At 57.9% G+C, this 18,736-nt stretch carries 20 protein-coding genes; 9 read left to right on the forward strand and 11 right to left on the reverse strand.

What is annotated here, in order from left to right; all coding sequences use genetic code 11:
• Positions 1–2: 2 nt before the first annotated feature.
• The 8 genes from AC2FGE_RS07310 (at position 3) to AC2FGE_RS07345 (ending at position 8,079) form a co-directional block, all read left to right on the forward strand.
• Positions 3–614 carry a TorD/DmsD family molecular chaperone gene (locus AC2FGE_RS07310; RefSeq protein ID WP_496818551.1) on the forward strand — a complete coding sequence of 204 codons (612 nt, stop codon included), beginning with the start codon at positions 3–5 and terminating at the stop codon, positions 612–614.
• A 58-nt stretch (positions 615–672) separates the two neighbouring features.
• Positions 673–861: a twin-arginine translocation signal domain-containing protein gene (locus AC2FGE_RS07315; RefSeq protein ID WP_480827516.1), complete on the forward strand. Its 189-nt coding sequence runs from the start codon at positions 673–675 to the stop codon at positions 859–861.
• Between the two features lie 154 nt (positions 862–1,015).
• Positions 1,016–3,910: a formate dehydrogenase subunit alpha gene (locus AC2FGE_RS07320; protein WP_496818552.1), complete on the forward strand. Its 2,895-nt coding sequence runs from the start codon at positions 1,016–1,018 to the stop codon at positions 3,908–3,910.
• 15 nt (positions 3,911–3,925) lie between these two features.
• The gene (gene fdh3B, locus AC2FGE_RS07325; protein WP_039530246.1) at positions 3,926–4,522 is read left to right on the forward strand and encodes a formate dehydrogenase FDH3 subunit beta; all 597 of its coding nucleotides are present in this window, start codon (positions 3,926–3,928) and stop codon (positions 4,520–4,522) included.
• A 73-nt stretch (positions 4,523–4,595) separates the two neighbouring features.
• Entirely contained in the window at positions 4,596–5,804 is a 1,209-nt protein-coding gene (locus tag AC2FGE_RS07330) for a formate dehydrogenase subunit gamma (protein WP_496818553.1), read from the forward strand.
• Positions 5,805–7,067, forward strand: coding sequence for a c-type cytochrome (locus AC2FGE_RS07335; protein WP_496818554.1), 1,263 nt, complete (start codon positions 5,805–5,807; stop codon positions 7,065–7,067).
• A gap of 13 nt (positions 7,068–7,080) precedes the next feature.
• Positions 7,081–7,206, forward strand: a complete 126-nt coding sequence (locus tag AC2FGE_RS07340; protein WP_496818555.1) for a hypothetical protein — start codon at positions 7,081–7,083, stop codon at positions 7,204–7,206.
• Entirely contained in the window at positions 7,207–8,079 is an 873-nt protein-coding gene (locus tag AC2FGE_RS07345; RefSeq protein WP_496818556.1) for a substrate-binding domain-containing protein, read from the forward strand.
• 39 nt (positions 8,080–8,118) lie between these two features.
• Here AC2FGE_RS07345 and AC2FGE_RS07350 read toward each other — a convergent pair whose 3' ends face one another.
• From AC2FGE_RS07350 to AC2FGE_RS07400, 11 genes are all read right to left on the reverse strand, one after another.
• On the reverse strand, positions 8,119–8,934 hold the full coding sequence (locus AC2FGE_RS07350) for an ABC transporter substrate-binding protein (RefSeq protein ID WP_496818557.1): 816 nt from the start codon (positions 8,932–8,934) through the stop codon (positions 8,119–8,121).
• 19 nt (positions 8,935–8,953) lie between these two features.
• Positions 8,954–9,688, reverse strand: a complete 735-nt coding sequence (locus AC2FGE_RS07355) for an ATP-binding cassette domain-containing protein (RefSeq protein ID WP_496818558.1) — start codon at positions 9,686–9,688, stop codon at positions 8,954–8,956.
• Complete coding sequence (locus tag AC2FGE_RS07360; protein WP_496818559.1) at positions 9,681–10,394, reverse strand: ABC transporter permease; 714 nt, start codon at positions 10,392–10,394, stop codon at positions 9,681–9,683. The genes AC2FGE_RS07355 and AC2FGE_RS07360 overlap by 8 nt, the downstream gene beginning before the upstream one ends.
• A 160-nt stretch (positions 10,395–10,554) precedes the next feature.
• Positions 10,555–11,544, reverse strand: a complete 990-nt coding sequence (locus AC2FGE_RS07365; protein ID WP_496818560.1) for an ABC transporter substrate-binding protein — start codon at positions 11,542–11,544, stop codon at positions 10,555–10,557.
• Positions 11,545–11,606: 62 nt separating this feature from the next.
• The gene (locus AC2FGE_RS07370; protein WP_496818561.1) at positions 11,607–12,452 is read right to left on the reverse strand and encodes an ABC transporter permease; all 846 of its coding nucleotides are present in this window, start codon (positions 12,450–12,452) and stop codon (positions 11,607–11,609) included.
• Complete coding sequence (locus AC2FGE_RS07375) at positions 12,449–13,381, reverse strand: ABC transporter permease (protein WP_496818562.1); 933 nt, start codon at positions 13,379–13,381, stop codon at positions 12,449–12,451. The genes AC2FGE_RS07370 and AC2FGE_RS07375 overlap by 4 nt, the downstream gene beginning before the upstream one ends.
• Positions 13,378–13,812, reverse strand: coding sequence for a GNAT family N-acetyltransferase (locus AC2FGE_RS07380; protein WP_496818563.1), 435 nt, complete (start codon positions 13,810–13,812; stop codon positions 13,378–13,380). The genes AC2FGE_RS07375 and AC2FGE_RS07380 overlap by 4 nt, the downstream gene beginning before the upstream one ends.
• Entirely contained in the window at positions 13,805–14,605 is an 801-nt protein-coding gene (locus AC2FGE_RS07385; RefSeq protein ID WP_496818564.1) for an ABC transporter ATP-binding protein, read from the reverse strand. Before AC2FGE_RS07385 ends, AC2FGE_RS07380 begins: the two co-directional genes overlap by 8 nt.
• Positions 14,606–14,616: 11 nt before the next feature.
• Positions 14,617–15,108: a hypothetical protein gene (locus AC2FGE_RS07390; protein WP_496818565.1), complete on the reverse strand. Its 492-nt coding sequence runs from the start codon at positions 15,106–15,108 to the stop codon at positions 14,617–14,619.
• Positions 15,109–15,119: 11 nt separating this feature from the next.
• Positions 15,120–16,574: a dihydropyrimidinase gene (gene hydA, locus AC2FGE_RS07395; RefSeq protein WP_496818566.1), complete on the reverse strand. Its 1,455-nt coding sequence runs from the start codon at positions 16,572–16,574 to the stop codon at positions 15,120–15,122.
• A 92-nt stretch (positions 16,575–16,666) separates the two neighbouring features.
• Positions 16,667–17,917 carry a Zn-dependent hydrolase gene (locus AC2FGE_RS07400; RefSeq protein ID WP_496818567.1) on the reverse strand — a complete coding sequence of 417 codons (1,251 nt, stop codon included), beginning with the start codon at positions 17,915–17,917 and terminating at the stop codon, positions 16,667–16,669.
• A 170-nt stretch (positions 17,918–18,087) separates the two neighbouring features.
• Between AC2FGE_RS07400 and AC2FGE_RS07405 the strand changes: the two genes are divergently transcribed.
• Entirely contained in the window at positions 18,088–18,696 is a 609-nt protein-coding gene (locus tag AC2FGE_RS07405) for a TetR family transcriptional regulator C-terminal domain-containing protein (RefSeq protein ID WP_496818568.1), read from the forward strand.
• The last annotated feature ends 40 nt before the right edge of the window (positions 18,697–18,736 follow it).

Here is an 18,736-nt window from a genome sequence, read left to right on the forward strand (position 1 = left end):
GCATGACCGCAGATAACGCGCAAACACTGGATATCTCAGCCGAGGATCGGCTGCGCGCGGATTTCTACAATTTCCTCGGTCTGCTTTTGGCCGGTCCACCGGATAAATTGCTGCTGGACCAGATGGCGGGGCTAAGCGGCGATGAAACCGATCTGGGACAGGCCATTCAGGCGATGTCGCGCGTAGCAAAGGTCACCAAACCCGCCGCCGCCGAGCGCGAATTCAACGCGTTGTTTATCGGATTGGGGCGTGGTGAGCTGCTGCCCTATGCCAGTTTCTATCTGACTGGGTTCCTGAACGAAAAACCCTTGGCGCAATTGCGTAACGATATGGCCGTGCGCGGCATAACTCGGGCGCAGAATGTGTTCGAACCCGAAGACAACATCGCCTCGTTGATGGAGATGATGGCGGGCATGATCGTTGGACGCTTTGGTGCGCCTGCCTTGTTGGATGACCAGAAAGCGTTCTGGAACAAACATATCGGTCCCTGGGCCGCGCATTTCTATTCGGATTTGGAAGCCGCTGAAAATTCGGTTCTCTATGCCTCGGTCGGTACTGCCGGTCGGGTGTTCATGGAGATCGAACGCGAGGCGTTCCGAATGACGGCGGCATAACCCGCCACTCGCCAGCGCCCGAATTGGCGCTAGATCGCAAATGGGAGAGGAGACACCCATGAGCACGACGAAGGAAGAAGGCGCAACGCGCCGCGACTTCCTGAAACTGGCCGGAACCGCAGCGCCTGCTGCTGTTGCCGCTGCCAGCCTAAGCGGTCAAGCCGAAGCAGCCGAGCTGCCCACGGACGAGACCCGCATGCAGGATACGCCGCACACCCGTGCGTATCTGGAAAGCGCGCGCTTCTAAGCCACTTGAAAGCGCGCTTTCAGCACGACGACCGCGCCCGGCGCACCAGCTGGACGATGTCATCTACCCGACTGACGGTTGCGATTGGCCCTGACGTCGGTTTCGCAGTTACCAAGCCAGCCATGATCATCATGGCCAGCAAGGGAGGAAAGAAATGCTTAGGAAAAAGACCAACGGGGTTGCGAGACGCCCCCAGCGGACAAGTATCCTGTCCCAGGTCGGCGAGAAAACCGTCGATCGCCGCGCATTCCTGCGTGGCTCGGGCCTGACGATCGGCGGCCTCGCCGCGATCAGCGCTACGGGTGGAACCGTGACGCCAGCCAGTGCCCAGACAGCGGCCAATCAGGCCGTCGAGAATATCAAATCCATATGCACCCACTGCTCGGTCGGCTGTACCGTCGTTGCCGAAGTGCAGAACGGCGTTTGGGTCGGGCAGGAACCCGGCTGGGACAGCCCGTTCAACCTGGGTGCACATTGCGCCAAGGGGGCCTCGGTGCGCGAGCATGCCCATGGCGAGCGCCGCCTGAAATATCCGATGAAAAAGGAAGGTGGCGAGTGGAAACGCATCAGCTGGGAGCAGGCGATCGACGAGATCGGCGACGGCATGATGAACATCCGTCAGGAATCCGGGCCGGACAGCGTGTACTGGTTGGGTTCGGCCAAGCACAATAACGAACAGGCCTATCTGTTCCGCAAATTCGCCGCCTATTGGGGCACGAACAACGTGGATCATCAGGCCCGTATCTGCCACTCGACCACGGTTGCGGGTGTTGCGAATACATGGGGCTACGGCGCCATGACCAATTCGTATAATGACATCCACAACTCTCGGGCCATCTTCATCATCGGCGGCAACCCGGCCGAGGCGCACCCTGTCTCGCTGCTGCATGTTCTGCGTGCGAAAGAGCAGAATAACGCCCCGTTGATCGTGTGTGACCCGCGCTTTACGCGCACGGCAGCCCATGCGGATGAATATGTCCGGTTCCGTCCGGGCACAGACGTGGCGCTGATCTGGGGTATCCTGTGGCATATCTTCGACAACGGTTGGGAAGACAAAGAGTTCATCCGCACCCGTGTCTGGGGCATGGACCAGATCCGTGAGGAAGTCGCCAAGTGGAACCCGGATGAGGTCGAACGCGTCACCGGCACGCCCGGCTCACAGCTGAAACGCGTTGCCCGCACAATGGCCAATAACCGCCCCGGCACCGTGATCTGGTGCATGGGTGGGACCCAGCACACCAACGGCAACAACAACACGCGCGCCTATTGCGTGCTGCAGCTTGCGCTTGGCAACATGGGCACCTCGGGGGGTGGCACCAACATCTTCCGTGGCCATGACAACGTACAGGGCGCGACCGACCTTGGTGTTCTGTCACACACCCTGCCCGGCTATTATGGCCTGTCGAAAGGGGCTTGGGGTCACTGGGCCCGTGTCTGGGGGGAAGACCCCGAATGGCTGGCAGGTCAGTTCGCCACGATCAAGGACAAGGACGGCAAGGATAAACCGCTTCAGAATGAACGCGGCATCCCGGTCTCTCGTTGGATCGACGGTGTTCTGGAAGACCCGGCCAACATGGATCAGGACAATAACGTCCGCGCCATGGTTCTGTGGGGCCACGCGCCCAACTCGCAGACCCGGATGACGGAAATGAAGACGGCGATGGAGAAGCTGGACATGCTGGTCGTGATCGACCCGTATCCCACCGTTTCCGCCGTTCTGCATGACCGCACCGATGGCGTCTATCTGTTGCCGGCCTGCACGCAGTTCGAAACCCGTGGTTCCGTCACGGCCTCGAACCGTTCGCTACAGTGGCGCGATAAGGTGGTTGATCCGCTGTTCGAAAGCCTGCCGGACGAGGTCATCATGGCCAAGTTCGCCAACAAGTTCGGCTGGGCGGATCGGTTGTTCCGTAATATCGAGATGGACGACCCAGAAACCCCGAATGTCGAAAGCATCACGCGTGAGTTCAACGCGGGCCTTTGGACCATCGGCTATACCGGACAATCGCCAGAGCGCCTGAAAAGCCATATGGCCAACCAGCACACGTTCGACAGAACCACGCTGCAAGCCATTGGTGGGCCAAACGACGGCGAGTATTACGGTCTACCTTGGCCTTGCTGGGGAACGCCGGAAATGGGGCATACGGGGACACCAAACCTCTATGACATGTCCAAGCCGGTGGCCGAAGGCGGCCTGACCTTCCGCGCGCGCTTTGGCGTGGAACGCGATGGTGACAACCTGCTGGCCGAAGGGGTCTATAGCGTTGGATCGGAAATTCAGGATGGTTATCCCGAATTCACGATGCAGATGCTGATGGACCTTGGCTGGGATGGTGATCTGACGGCTGACGAACGTGCAGCCATTGACGCCGTTGCGGGACCAGAGACCAACTGGAAAACCGACCTGTCGGGCGGTATCCAGCGGGTTGCGATCGAGCATGGCTGTGCGCCCTTCGGGAACGCCAAAGCCCGCGCGGTTGTTTGGACCTTCCCGGATCCGATCCCACTGCATCGCGAGCCGCTTTATACCAACCGGCGCGATCTGGTTGCGGACTATCCGACCTACGAGGACCGTCAGGCCTATCGCCTGCCCACCCTTTACGCTTCGATCCAAAAGAACGACTTTTCAAAGGATTACCCGATAATCCTCACGTCAGGTCGTCTGGTCGAATATGAAGGCGGCGGCGATGAGACACGGTCGAACCCGTGGCTGGCCGAGCTTCAGCAGGACATGTTCGTCGAGATCAATCCGCGCGATGCCAACAACCTTGGTATTCGGGACGGATCGCAGGTCTGGGTCGAGGGTCCTGAGGGCGGTAAGGTCAAGGTTATGGCGATGCTGACCAACAGGGTCGGTGCCGGTGTGGCCTTCATGCCGTTCCACTTTGGTGGCCATTTCCAGGGCGAAGATCAGCGGCATAAATATCCCGCTGGTGCAGACCCCTATGTACTGGGCGAAAGTACCAACACCGCTCAGACCTATGGCTATGATTCAGTGACCCAGATGCAAGAGACCAAAGCGACTCTCTGTAAAATCTGGTCAGCGTAAGGAGGAGAAGAGAAAATGGCAGCAAGAGCAAAATTTCTCTGCGACGCCGAACGCTGCATCGAGTGCAATGCCTGCGTCACCGCGTGTAAAAACGAGCACGAGGTTCCGTGGGGCGTAAACCGCCGCAGGGTGGTAACGATCAATGACGGTGACCCGGGTGAACGCTCGATCTCGGTGGCCTGTATGCATTGCTCTGACGCGCCCTGCATGGCGGTGTGCCCGGTCGACTGCTTCTATCAGAACGAAGAAGGGGTTGTCCTGCATTCCAAGGACCTGTGCATTGGCTGTGGCTATTGTTTCTACGCGTGCCCATTCGGCGCGCCGCAATACCCACAGGCGGGCAACTTCGGATCACGCGGCAAGATGGACAAATGTACCTTCTGCGCTGGCGGCCCTGAAGAAACGCACTCGACCGCAGAGTTCGCCAAATACGGTCGCAACCGGATCGCCGAGGGCAAATTGCCCATCTGCGCCGAGATGTGTTCCACCAAGGCCCTGCTCGCCGGTGACGGCGATGTGGTCTCGGCCATCTACCGTGAGCGCGTCGTCGCCCGCGGGTTTGGTTCAGGCGCGTGGGGTTGGGGCACTGCCTACGACCAGAAAGACGGCTAAGACCGCTTTCATTGACCAAACAGGCGACCCGCAACCGTGGGTCGCCTGATATGGAATTTTGACCGAGGCTCAGATGTTCCGCTTACTCATCGCATTGCTTTTGACCATTGGGATGGCCCAAGCCGTCGTTGCACAAACCGACGAGGCCGATGCACCAGCCACCGCAAATGAACGCATCTCGACCGGAGGTGCGTCAACGCTCGAAGATATCCTGGCCCGCCAACGCGGCGAAAATGTGGACAACAGTTTTCGATCGGAGAACACCGGCCAGGGCAATGTCGAAGGCCTGTTGGGCCAGTTTGGACCTAGCGGCGTATCCTCGGACAGCGATGTTTACCGCGCGCTGCGCTTTGGGTCGGCAGATGTTACCGTGTCATCGCGCGGCCCGGCAGACAGTGTTCTAATACAAGACGGCGGCATGTGGTGGTGGCAATTCCGCACCGGACCATTACGCGAATACGGCACCTATATCATCGCCGTAATGCTGGGTCTGATCCTATTGTTCTTCCTGATCCGGGGCCGAATTCGCATAGATGGCGAAAAAACGGGCCGCACAGTCACGCGTTTCAAAAGTTTCGAACGCTTTGGTCATTGGCTTTTTGCCGGATCCTTTATCATCCTCGGAATAACCGGATTGCTCACCCTTTATGGTCGCGACGTCCTGATCCCAATCTTCGGCAAGGAAGGGTTTGCGGTGATCGCCCAAGGGTGCAAATGGCTGCACAATAATTTGGCCTGGGCCTTTATGCTGGGCCTGATCATTGTCACGGTGAACTGGATTTCACATAACATTCCAAACCGGACCGATCTGAAATGGCTCGCTGCCGGAGGGGGCCTGTTCACCAAAGGCAGCCATCCACCTGCTAAGAAGTTCAACGCGGGCCAAAAGATCATCTTCTGGGCCTGCATAGTGCTGGGCACCTCAATCAGCCTGTCCGGCCTATCCTTGTTGTTCCCCTTCGAACTGCCGATGTTCGCCAAGACGTTCGCCGTTGCCAATTCCACCGGCATTCCGCAGGCTTTGGGCCTAAGCCTGCCCGTCCAGATGTCACCGCAGGAAGAGATGCAATACGCCCAAGTCTGGCACGTGATGGTTGCCTATGTGTTCATCGCGATCATCGTGGCGCATATCTATCTTGGATCCATCGGCATGGAGGGCGCGTTTGACGCCATGGGCACTGGTGAAGTCGAGGAGCAATGGGCCCGTGAGCACCACTCGCTGTGGCTGGAAGAGGTGCAGGAAAAAGAGGCCAGCAAGGCAGCGGCCTCACCTGCGGAATAGATGCGCGCGCTGGTTCTGGCGTTTGCTCTGATCCCCCTACCCGTTTGGGCTGATTTCTTCACGCTCAAGGGGCATGGCGGCCCCATCATGGGAATTGCGACCGCATCGGATGGCCGGATCGCAACGGCCAGTTTCGACAATTCGGTCGGAGTGTGGTCAGACCAGACACCCGAATGGCTGGAAGGCCACGAAGCGGCGGTCAACGCGGTCGTCTTTAATGGCACTGCGATCTATTCAGCCGGGGACGATTTCACCCTGCGCCGCTGGCCGGGCGGAGAAATCATTGGCCAGCACAAAGGCAAGATCGTCGGCATCGCAGCCTCGAAAACGCATGTAGCCACCGCCAGTTGGGATGGCACAATAGGTGTTTGGTCGGTTGACGGATCAGACCCAATTCTGCTTGGCCCAGTCGGCAGTGGCGTGAATGCACTGGCGTTTTCGCGCGAAGGTGACCAGCTTTATTCTGCCGGGGTCGATGGCAGTCTGCGGAAATGGGATGTCTTCAGCGGCCAAGAGGTACTGCGATTGGTCGAACACGGGTTCGGGCTGAACGAGTTGATCCTGAACGAAGATGACGGCTGGATCGCCTATGGCGCGGTGGATGGCGTGACCCGCATCCGCGATCTTTCAACAGGTGAAGAACGGGATTTCACCCTGGATCGCCGTCCGATACTGGCCCTTGCCCTCAGCCCGGATCGCTCGCTTTTGGCCGTCGGCGACGGCGAAGGCTATATCATGGTGATCGACACGGAAAACTGGCGCATCGCCAGTGATTTCCGCGCAACCCTGCGCGGTCCGGTCTGGGCCTTGGCATTTTCCACAGACGGGCAGAATATCCATGCCGGTGGCATTGATGAGGCCATGTATAGTTGGCCAGTGTCTACCCTTGGTGATCAGGGACAAATGGCGGTAGCCGAGCCCAGCTTTCTGAAAGACCCCGCAAAAATGGGTAATGGAGAGCGCCAATTTGCCCGCAAATGCTCGATCTGTCACAGCCTGACACCCGATGGGCAACGCCGCGCAGGTCCCACATTGCATGGTATCTTTGGGCGGCGGGCCGGCACCTTACCGGGCTATTTCTACTCGGAAACGCTGCAAGACTCTGATATCATTTGGAATGACGAGACGATAAACGCCCTTTTCGATGTAGGGCCAGATCACTACATTCCAGGATCAAAGATGCCGATGCAACGGATCACGCAAGCGCAAGACCGGATCGACCTGATTGCCTTCTTGCGCAGTGCAACGGTTGATCAAAACTGAACCGGAGGAGACCATGAAAGCCTTTCTTACCGCCTTGGCCGCGATGGTCGTCATCACGGTTGCAGCCCCCTACACGCTGGAGCAGATGGGGTTTAGCGCTGAAGAAGCCACCTCTGGCGCAGCTGTACGTCTGGATTAAATGTTCGAATATCTGACCACCAAGGAACTGGCCGACCTGCTTCGGATCGGCGAGCGCAAGGCCTACGATCTGGCCTCATCGGGTGAGCTGCCTTGCGTCCGCGCCATGGGCAAGCTTTTGTTTCCACGGGCCGAAGTCATAGCCTGGCTCAATGCCTCGCGATCGGGCCCACATGTGGCCGAACCACCCCTGCCCCCGATTGTCGCGGGCAGCCACGATCCCTTGCTAGACTGGGCGCTGCGCGAAAGCGGATCGGGGCTGGCGACCTACTACGACGGTTCATTTGACGGTCTGACTCGCCTTGCAGACCGAAGCGCACAGGCGGCAGTACTGCACATCCACGAAGACCGTGGGTTCAACACCCAATCCTTGCGCGACACGCTTGGTGAGGCGCCTGTTGTGCTGGTTGAGGTCGCGCAGCGCCAACGGGGTCTGCTTCTTGCGCCCGGAACCTCAGGTATCGCGGGCTTTGCTGATCTTAAGGGCCGACGCGTCATTTTGCGCCAGGACAGTGCAGCCAGCCAGCGCCTGTTCGATGCGCAGCTGGAAGTACATGGCATGACACGGGATGATCTGGACGCCCTTCCAAACTGCGCCCGCACCGAAGAGGAACTGGCGATCACCCTACATGATGGCAAAGCCGAGGCAGGTTTTGGCCTCGGGGCTTTGGCCGGACTCTATAACCTTGGATTTTCACCAACCCATTCCGAACGGCTGGATCTGGCGATCTGGCGGCGCGCTTACTTTGATGCGCCCATGCAGAAACTGCTGGGCTTTCTGCAATCAGACCCGTTCAAGGACCGCGCATCCGAGTTTGGGGGCTACGACCTGACCGGACTCGGACAGGTCCACCATAATGGCGCCAGCGGCTAGCGCTTGATCATTTTAAGAACCCTCTAGCCAAAGGCCCATTCAGCGCGCGTTGGGAAAGAACACCTGCTGCCCTTGCAAGCGGTATGACTCGATGGCCATCTGCCCCTCCGGCCCTGTCAGCCAATCGACAAACCGCTGCCCTGCCTCGGCCCGCACTTTGGGATGTTTGTCCGGGTTTACAAGGATCACCCCATATTGGTTGAACAGGCGCGGGTCTCCTTCGACCAGACTCTCAAGATCGCCCCGATTTCCAAATGACAACCACGTCGCCCGATCTGTCAGCGTATACGCCCCCATGCCGCTGGCCACATTCAACGTCGCCCCCATGCCCGAGCCGGTTTCGCGATACCAGGTTCCGGACACCTGGGTCGGATCAATACCGGTATCCGCCCAATGCCTCATCTCGGCCTTGTGTGTCCCGCTATCATCCCCGCGCGAGACAAACACGGCGCCCGCCGCTTCGATCGCCTTGAGCGCAGACAGAATGTCTGACCCACCTTTGACGCCAGCAGGGTCCGATTTTGGCCCGACCAACACAAAGTCATTATACATCAAATCAAACCGCTCAACGCCCCAGCCATCGGCCACGAACTTCTCTTCCGCTGGTTTGGAATGCACCAGCAACACGTCACCATCCCCGTTGATCGCGTTGCGAATGGCCTGTCCGGTGCCGACGGCAACAACACGCACATCGATCCCGGATTCAGCCTCAAACCCCGGCAGGATATAATCCAACAGGCCCGAATTTTGTGTTGAAGTTGTCGACTGCACAATGATGAACGGCTCTTCCGCAAAACCCGCCCCTGTCATCAGGCCAAGCCCCACCGCCGCTGCGCGCAATACTGCCCGAACCATCATAATCTCCGATTTGTTGTTAGGTCACCAAGCCGCCCGCCAGATAACGGCGTGAGGCTTCACTTTCTGGGGTCTCCAGAACCTGTTTGGCAGGTCCGTGTTCAACCACGCGACCGCCTTGCATCATGACAATGTCTGCCGCCAACCGCCGTGCCTGCCCGATGTCGTGTGTCACCATGACAATCCGTACGCTGCGTGACGACGCCCGCAAAATCATGCCTTCGATCATCTGCGTCGCGTTTGGGTCTAATGCGCTTGTGGGTTCGTCCAGAAACAAGGTTTCGGGCGTTGCCGCCAGAGCGCGCAGGATCGCAAGACGCTGCGCCTCACCACCTGACAAAGAACGCGCGGCCTGCCGCGCTTTGCCCTCAAGCCCGCCTTCGGCCAACAATTCGACAATCCGCGCCTTGCGCGCTGCGCGCTTCAGGCCCTGACGCCTGAGCACAAAATCCAGATTGGCCGACACCGAACGCCGCAGAAGAACCGGCTGCTGAAACACCATTGCCTGCCGGGCCATGTGACCGACGTTCAAAGCCTCATCATCCTGCAACACTCGACCCTGATCAGGTGCGATCAGCCCGTGCAAACAACGTAGCAGCAGGCTTTTGCCCGCCCCGTTTGGGCCCAACAGCAAGGTCGGCCCCGGCCCATCCAGCATCAGATTGGAAACATCCAGCAGAGCAGTGCCATTGCGGCGGATTTGTACATCGCGGACCTGTAGGCAGTTCGCCATTTCCGACACCAGATCACGCATGGCGCAACCCCTCCTGCTCAGCCCGCAGGCTGGCCGCGCTGACCATGGCATTCACGGCCACCGCAATCCCGATCAGGATCGCCCCCAAAGCCAGCGCCAGCGCCAGGTTGCCTTTCGAGGTTTCCAGCGCAATCGTCGTGGTCATCACCCGCGTCACGTGGTTGATATTGCCCCCAACGATAATCACGGCCCCAACCTCGGCAATCGCACGGCCAAATCCGGCCAGCAGCGCCGTGACCAAAGCAAGCCGCGCATCCCAAAGCAGAACTGGTACAGACGCCAATCGCGACACGCCCAGCGAACGGAGTTGTTCCGAATACTCCTCGGCCAACATCTCAACCACTTGGCGGGTCAGCGCGGCCACAATTGGTGTGACCAACACGACCTGCGCGATGATCATGGCGGTAGGTGTGTAAAGCAGTTCCAACACACCCAAGGGCCCTGAGCGTGAGAGCATCAGATAGACCAACAGCCCGACCACCACGGGCGGGAAGCCCATCAGCGCGTTCATCAGCACGATCAAAACCCGCCGCCCGGGGAACCGTGCCACCGCCAGAGCCGCCCCAATGGGCATTCCGATCAGCGCGGAAATCAGCACGGCAAGAAGGGAAACTTGCAGAGACAAAAGCACTATCGCCCAAAGCTCTGCATCCCCGTTGAGGATCAGACCCATCGCCATCCTGAATTCTGATGCAAATCCTTGCATTTTACCCCATCATCCAATGCATTACGGATGAAATGCGAAGTTATACAGGGAAATACTAACCTGATTTGACACCGAGTACACGCACAATTCCAACAGTCGGCACAAAAAAAGCGCGGCCCCATTTGGGACCGCGCTAAAACGGCTTCGAGGATGAATTACCTTAGTTCAAGGCTGCATCCGTGATCTGGTGAGTCCAGGCCCCTTCGGGCTGTTTGGTGATAACCGGGTCAGACCCGCCTGCCAGCAATGTGCCCACTGTCCGCTCAAAATCCGCCGGGTCCAGCGCACCATTCGAACCAGCGGTCAGCTTGGCAATCTCACCCATCATTCGCTTCTGATGTTCTTCGGTCTGCGCACCTGTTGCGTCATTGTCCAGAACGATCAATGCGGCCTCTTCCGGGTTCTCCTCGGCATATTTCCAGCCTTTCATTGAGGCGCGCACAAAGCGCTGCATCTTGTCCACGAAAGCCGCGTCGCTCAGGTTCTCTTCCAGAACGTACAGACCGTCTTCCAAAGTTGCGACGCCCTGATCTTCGTATTTGAAGGTCACCAGCTCATCGGGGCTGACGCCCGCATCGATCACTTGCCAGTACTCGTTATAGGTCATGGTACTGATGCAATCGGCCTGACGCTGCAACAGCGGATCGACGTTGAAGCCCTGCTTCAGAACCTCGACACCATTTTCGCTCTTGCCGCCAGTATCAATACCCAACTGGCTCATCCAGCTCATGAACGGGAATTCATTACCAAAGAACCAAACGCCCAGGGTGCGGTTCTTCAGGTCTTCGGGCGCGGCGATCCCGGCATCCTTCCAACAGGTCAGCATCATGCCCGAACTTTTGAATGGCTGCGCAATATTCACAAGCGGCAGACCCTTTTCGCGCGCGGCCAAGGCCGCTGGCATCCATTCAACGGTCACATCTGCCCCACCGCCAGCAATCACTTGCGTTGGCGCAATATCCGGACCGCCCGGCAAGATGGTCACGTCCAGATCTTCTTCTTCGTAGAACCCCTTGTCCTTCGCCACATAGTAGCCCGCGAACTGAGCCTGCGTGACCCATTTGAGCTGCAGGTTCACTTCGTCTGCGGCCAGTGATGCACTGGCGGTCAGGCTCAAGGCGGCAACCGCCCCGCTGAGTAGCTTTTTCATCTTCATCTTCTCCTAGTTGCTTGGTGTGCCTCGTTTTCGAGGTCTGTTAAGTCTTCTTTTGGTTATCCGCGTTGTGAGGGGTGCCAGAAGGTCACCACCTTTTCGATCCCTGCCACCAATGTATAGAACACCGTACCCGCCATGGCCGCCACCGCAATCTCGGCCCAGACCAGATCGATCGACAGGCTACCCACCCCAGTCGAGATCCGAAAGCCCATGCCGCGCGTCGGCGATCCGAAGTATTCGGCGACAATCGCCCCGATCAGCGCCAACGTCGTGGCAATCTTGAGCCCGTTGAAAATGAACGGCATCGCCGCAGGCAAGCGCAGCTTGACCAGCGTTTGCATGTAGCTGGCCGCATAGGTGCGCATCAGATCGCGTTGCATCGCATCCGCCTCGCGCAGGCCCTGCACCGTATTCACAAGGATCGGGAAGAACACCATCACCACGACAACGGCCGCTTTGGATTGCCAGTCGAACCCGAACCAGCTGACCAGAATGGGCGCAATCCCGACGATGGGCAGAGCCGCGACAAAATTCCCGATGGGCAGCAAACCACGTGTCAGAAAAACTGATCGGTCGATCAGGATCGCCGTTAGGAATGCTGCGGTACTGCCAATGGCAAACCCGGTGAAAGCCCCTTTGAACACGGTCTGAGTGAAATCCTGCCACAGAATATCTGTCGAATTCGCAAAGGTCTGCGCCACCATCGAGGGCGGCGGCAGGATCACGGGTGAGACGTTTAGCCCGCGCACCAGACCCTCCCACAGGATCAGCAATGTGACACCGAACAGCACAGGCACAAAGACCCGAACGCCCTTGGAATCGCGATAGATCGACCGCGCCAGCCAGGCATTCAGCCACCAGGCTCCGGCCCAGAAGATCAGCGCAAAGATCAACCAACTCATGTGCTCATCCCCATGCGTTTCAGGGTCACCCGTTGCAACACGTCCAGCAAGGTCACCAGAATCCCCGCCAGAATCGCCGCCGCGAACAGAGCCGCCCAGATGGCAAGCGGTGTGCCAAACTGATCGCCGATCAATATCCGCGCGCCGAGGCCCGAAATTGCACCTGTTGGAAGTTCTCCGACAATTGTTCCGACCAGAGCGGCTGCGACACCCACCTTCAAAGAGGTGAACAGATAGGGCACCGAGGACGGCAGACGCAGCTTCAGAAACGCCTGCAGACCGTTTGCATTGTAGGTTCTCAGCAAATCCAATTGCGAAGCAGCTGGTGACCTTAACCCTTTGACCATCCCCACCAGAACCGGGAAGTAACACAGATAGGCCGAGATGATGGCCTTCGGAACGCCGCGCCCTTCGATCCCAAGTTGCGAGCTTAAGACAATGATCATCGGCGCCAAAGCCACAATCGGGACTGTCTGGCTGATAATGGCCCAGGGCATCAGGCTCATATCCACAACGCGGGAATAGACGATGGCAACGGCCCCGAGAATGCCGACAGCCGTGCCCAGAACAAAACCCCAAAGCGTTGATTGAAGGGTGATCCATCCGTGGTAAATCAGCGACCGTTTGGACATGGCTCGCCCGCGCATCGCCATTTCACCCGTAGTTTTCCAAAGCTCCTGGCCAACTTGGACCGGGGTTGGCAGGCGCGGTCGATCCAATTCGTAACCCCGTGCGATATGCGAAGAGTTCTGCGCCATCAGAACCCAGGCCGACACCTGCTGGCGATCCCTGGACAATTCGGGTGTCACTGTTTCCCCGGCGCGTTCCGCCTGATCCAGCGATACGCGGATATTCATCGGCGCCACGGCCAAATACCAAAGCATGACAATGGCCAGCAAAACGGTCATGACGGCGAGAAACTGCTTCATGCGCGCCACTCCATCCGAAACACCGGAACCGTATCCGGAGGCACAGGTGGTTCCTCAGCCGTAACCGCGAACCCTTCGCGCCGATAAAACCTTTGCGCCGCTGTGTTAGGTTTATGTGTGGTTAGCCAAAGAAAATCGCGCCCTTCCTTAGCCTTATCGACAAGGTGTTTGCCAATACCCTGCCCGGTTCGGCTGCAATAGAGCGCGCCGATCTTCTGTTCTTTTGGGTCGACAGACATGTAACAATCCACCGGATCACCGGCGACCCAGATTTCACGTGCGTCAAATGCTTCTCTGATCATCCCGGCCAACTGATCAACCGGCAATTCTTCGGGCATCCACGCGGTCCGGCTGGCCCAGTCATGAACCACCCGGGCGCATGCTTTTACATCCGCAGGTCTTGCGCGCCTGATCTGGACAGGGTCAGTCATCATAGGAATGCCCCGCCCGCAGGCCGTCGCGCACCCTATGCGCGACCTCGATGAATTCCGGCGTATCACGAATGTCCAAGGGACGTTCCTTGGGCAGAGGGCTGTCGATCACATCCGTGATCCGCCCGGGCCTCGGGCTCATGACCACGATCTTGGTACTCAGATACACCGCTTCGGGGATCGAGTGGGTCACAAACCCGATTGTCTTCTCGGTCCGCGCCCACAGCGCCAGAAGCTGTTCGTTCAAGTGATCGCGCACAATTTCATCCAGCGCCCCAAATGGCTCGTCCATCAGCAAGATATCGGCGTCAAAAGCCAAGGCGCGCGCGATACTGGCACGTTGCTGCATCCCACCGGATAACTGCCAAGGAAACTTCCCACCAAACCCCTCAAGGTCAACAAGTTCCAAGACTTTTTTAACGCGCTCATCCTGTTCCGTAGTGGAGTATCCCATGATCTCAAGCGGCAGTTTGATGTTTTTGGCAATCGTGCGCCACGGGTATAACCCGGCGGCCTGAAACACGTATCCATAGGCACGCTTGCGCCGCGCTTCATCCGGGGTCATGCCATTCACGCTCAACGTTCCGCCGGTCGGGGCTTCCAACGCCGCGATACAACGCAAGAACGTGGTTTTACCACAGCCAGACGGGCCAATGAAGCTAACGAAATCGCCCTTGTCGATGGTGAGATTCACATCTTTAAGGGCATGGATCGGGCCATCATTCGTCTGAAAGGTCAGGTCGAGATGAGCCGCTTGTATAACGCTAGATTGTTGCGTTGATTGTATTGTCACTTTCACACGTCCTACTTTTTGAGAGCTCTCTCGATGGTGAGCAATATTATCGCCGCACCAAACGTTATTCCTAACACCGCAAGCACACCTGGAAACAATTCAATAAGCGGCTTCACAGTCACAGGCACTCCGCGTATCCCAATGGTCAGCAAGGAACCGATCGCTAAAACCACCACTATGGATATGACGATCGAGAGTGAAAATGCTCGTGCCTCAGGCATTTTAGTCTGCAAAAGGTCGTATGATAGCCAAATGAGTGGTGTCATTGCGAATGTTGCCACAGGGACAGCGAGCACGCTTGCAAAGAGAGCCCAAGTGGCAATGGCAAAAACCAGTTCTCCGATAGTTGGCGGACAAATGAACTCGCACCGGGCCCCAAACAACTCTAAATAGATGCTTGTCCAAAAAACAGCGTTGCACACAAAGCAGCTTATCAAAACCACCAGCGCAATGCGCCCAGCCAGCTTCCAAGGCGATGTTATGGGACGAATGTCGAATGCCACCGCTCAGCCCGTCAAACCCCCGTTGCCGGAATACCCGTCCGCTCGACAGGTCGCGGTGCGGTCAGCTCTTTCCAAGTGCTCAGCGCTTTGTTCACATGTGTATTGGCCTCACGCGATACGAACTTTCCGTGCCCTTCCTGCGTCTGGATCTCACCATCATGCACAGCAACCGCACCACGGGTCAGCGTGAACCGCGGCAGTCCACGCACTTCTTTACCTTCGAACACGTTGTAGTCGATCGACGATTGTTGCGTTTCGGCCGAGATCACCTTGGCCTTGTCCGGATCCCAAACCACCAGATCAGCATCAGCACCGACAAGAACCGCGCCCTTTTTCGGATAGCAATTCAATATCTTGGCGATATTTGTTGAGGTAACAGCCACAAACTCGTTCGGCGTCAAACGCCCAGTATTCACCCCATGGGTCCAAAGCATCGGCATCCGATCTTCCAACCCTCCAGTTCCGTTCGGGATCTTGGTGAAATCCCCCACTCCATAGCGTTTCTGTTCAGTCGTGAACGCGCAATGGTCCGTGGCGACCACGCTTAATGTGCCTGATTGCAGACCATTCCACAGGCTGTCCTGATGCTGCTTGTTCCGGAACGGGGGGCTCATGACCCTCCGCGCCGCATGTTCCCAGTCATGGTGGAAATACTCGCTCTCATCCAATGTCAGGTGCTGGATCAAAGGTTCTCCCCAGACCCGCTTGCCTTGCATCTTCGCGCGCCGAATGGCCTCATGCGCCTCTTCACACGAGGTATGCACCACGTACAAGGGCACACCGGCCATATCAGCAATCATGATCGCGCGGTTGGTCGCTTCGCCTTCCACCTGCGGCGGGCGGGAATAAGCGTGTGCTTCTGGGCCGGTATTGCCCTCGGCCAGCAGTTTGGCGCTCAGCTCGGCCACCACGTCACCGTTCTCGGCATGCACCATCGCGGTGCCGCCCAATTCGGCCAGACGTTTGAATGAGGCAAACAACTCATCATCGTTGACCATCAAGGCGCCCTTATAGGCCATGAAATGCTTGAATGTGTTGATCCCGCGAGTCTCGATAACCGTCTTGATGTCGTCAAAGACCTGCTCGCCCCACCAGGTCACCGCCATATGGAACGAGTAGTCACAATTTGCCCGCGTTGATTTGTTGTCCCAACGCTTGAGCGCGTCCAGCAAGCTTTCGCCCGGATTGGGAAGCGCGAAATCCACCACCATCGTGGTGCCTCCGGCCAAGGCCGCGCGCGTACCGCTTTCGAAATCGTCGCTGGAATACGTGCCCATAAACGGCATCTCAAGATGCGTATGGGGGTCGATCCCGCCAGGCATGACATAGCAGCCGGTTGCATCCAACTCCTTGTCGCCTTGCAGATCTTTCCCGATCTCAGTGATGATACCACCTTCGACCAGCACATCCGCCTTATAGGTCAAATCCGCAGTCACGACGGTTCCGTTCTTGATCACAGTGCTCATTTTACTCTCCCTGTCGCGGTCTGCGCCACGTGCTTCTTCTGTTCAAAAATACCTCGGGGGAGTCGCCCATCGGGCGACGGGGGCAGCGCCCCCTATCCCACGATCTCAGCTGTCTCGACGACCGCATGCAGCAAGACGTCCGCCCCCGCTGCGGCCCAGTCCTTGCTGATTTCTTCGGCTTCGTTATGGCTCAGCCCGTCCACACAGGGGCACATCACCATCGCAGTTGGCGCGACGCGGTTGATCCAGCACGCATCATGACCCGCGCCCGAGATGATATCTGTATGCGAATACCCCAGCCGCTCGGCGGCGTTGCGCACAGCTGCCACGCAGCCGTCATCAAACTTCACCGGATCAAACCCGCCAACCTTCTCGAACGCGATCTGCAGCCCCATCTCGTTCACGATATCTTCGGCCGCCACGCGCAGGCGGTTCTCCATATCGGTGATCACCTCCAACTCGGGCGAGCGGAAATCGACCGTAAACACCACCTTGCCCGGTATCACATTGCGGGAATTCGGATAGACATCAATATGCCCCGCCGCACCCACCGCGTGCGGTGCATGTGACCAGGCGATCTCATCCACTTTCTCAAGAATTCGCGCCATGGCCAGCCCCGCGTTCTTGCGCATCGGCATCGGGGTCGAGCCGGTATGGGCATCCTTGCCCGTCACCGTAACTTGCGTCCAGCTCAGGCCCTGCCCATGGGTTACAACGCCAATATCCTTGCCCTCGGCCTCCAGGATCGGGCCCTGTTCGATATGCAGTTCAAAGAAGGCATGCATCTTGCGGGCACCAACCTCTTCCTCGCCGCGCCAGCCGATCCGCTGCAATTCGTCGCCAAACTTCTTACCTTCCGCGTCTTCGCGGTCATAGGCCCAATCCAGTGTGTGCATCCCAGCAAACACGCCCGAGGACAGCATGGCCGGCGCGTAGCGCGTTCCTTCTTCATTGGTCCAGTTCGTCGCAATGATCGGATGTTTGGTCTTGATGCCCAGATCATTCAACGTGCGAATGATCTCTAGCCCACCCAGTACACCCAGCACACCATCATACTTGCCGCCTGTCGGCTGGGTATCGAGATGTGAACCCACATAAACCGGCAGCGCCTCTGGGTCGGCTCCCTCGCGCATGGCAAACATGTTGCCCATCTGGTCCAATCCCATGGAACAGCCTGCTTCCTCGCACCATTCCTGGAACAGGGCGCGCCCCGCGGCGTCTTCATCCGTCAGGGTCTGGCGATTATTGCCACCTGCAATACCGGGGCCGATCTTGGCCATCTCCATCAGGCTGTCCCACAACCTGTCGCCATTGATCCTGAGATTCTGCGCCGGAGCTGCCATAGTTACTTTCCCTGTTGCTTGCGATTTGCTCGCTTTTGGTGTCTTGATTTGACCATCTGGTCAAACTCACGCTATCACGGGTTCGACATCAGTCAAGAAATTGCGCGGACCAGCCGGAATTTTTGGCTTATTCCACGATTGCTTGACAAAAAAAGAGACAGGCCGAACAGATGCCCAGCGACCGCGCCCCAACCCGCATTCAGAAGAAGAACCGCGCTGCGATTCTAGAAGCCGCTTTGAACGTGTTTTCGTCGCATGGGTTTCGCGGCTCGACTGTTGATCAGATCGCGGCTGAGTCCGGACTGAGTAAGCCGAACCTATTGTACTACTTCCCGTCAAAAGAAGCGATCCATACGGAGCTTCTGTCTGGCCTGCTGGAAACCTGGCTAGCGCCGCTGCACGATCTGGACGAAAATGGTGACCCGCTTGAGGAACTGCTGTCCTATATTCGCCGAAAGCTGCAGATGAGTCAGGAGCTACCACGAGAAAGCCGCCTGTTTGCCAATGAACTGGTTCAAGGCGCGCCGCGCATTCACGAGGCTTTGTCGCAAGATTTGAAGGCACTGGTCGATCAGAAAACCGCGCTTCTGACCGGATGGATGGATCAAGGCAAAATCGCGCGGGTGCATCCTTATCACCTGATGTTTTCGATCTGGGCCCTGACCCAGCACTACGCAGATTTCGAAGTTCAGGTGCGCGCGATTCTGGGCGACGAAGACCCGTTCGAAGGCGCAGAACCTTTTGTCGACACCCTGTACCGCAAGCTTCTGACGCCTTGAAAAAAAGAGGCCGTATCAGCGGCCCCTTTGTGATCTGCGC

This window comes from Ruegeria sp. YTSA075, assembly GCF_059610245.1.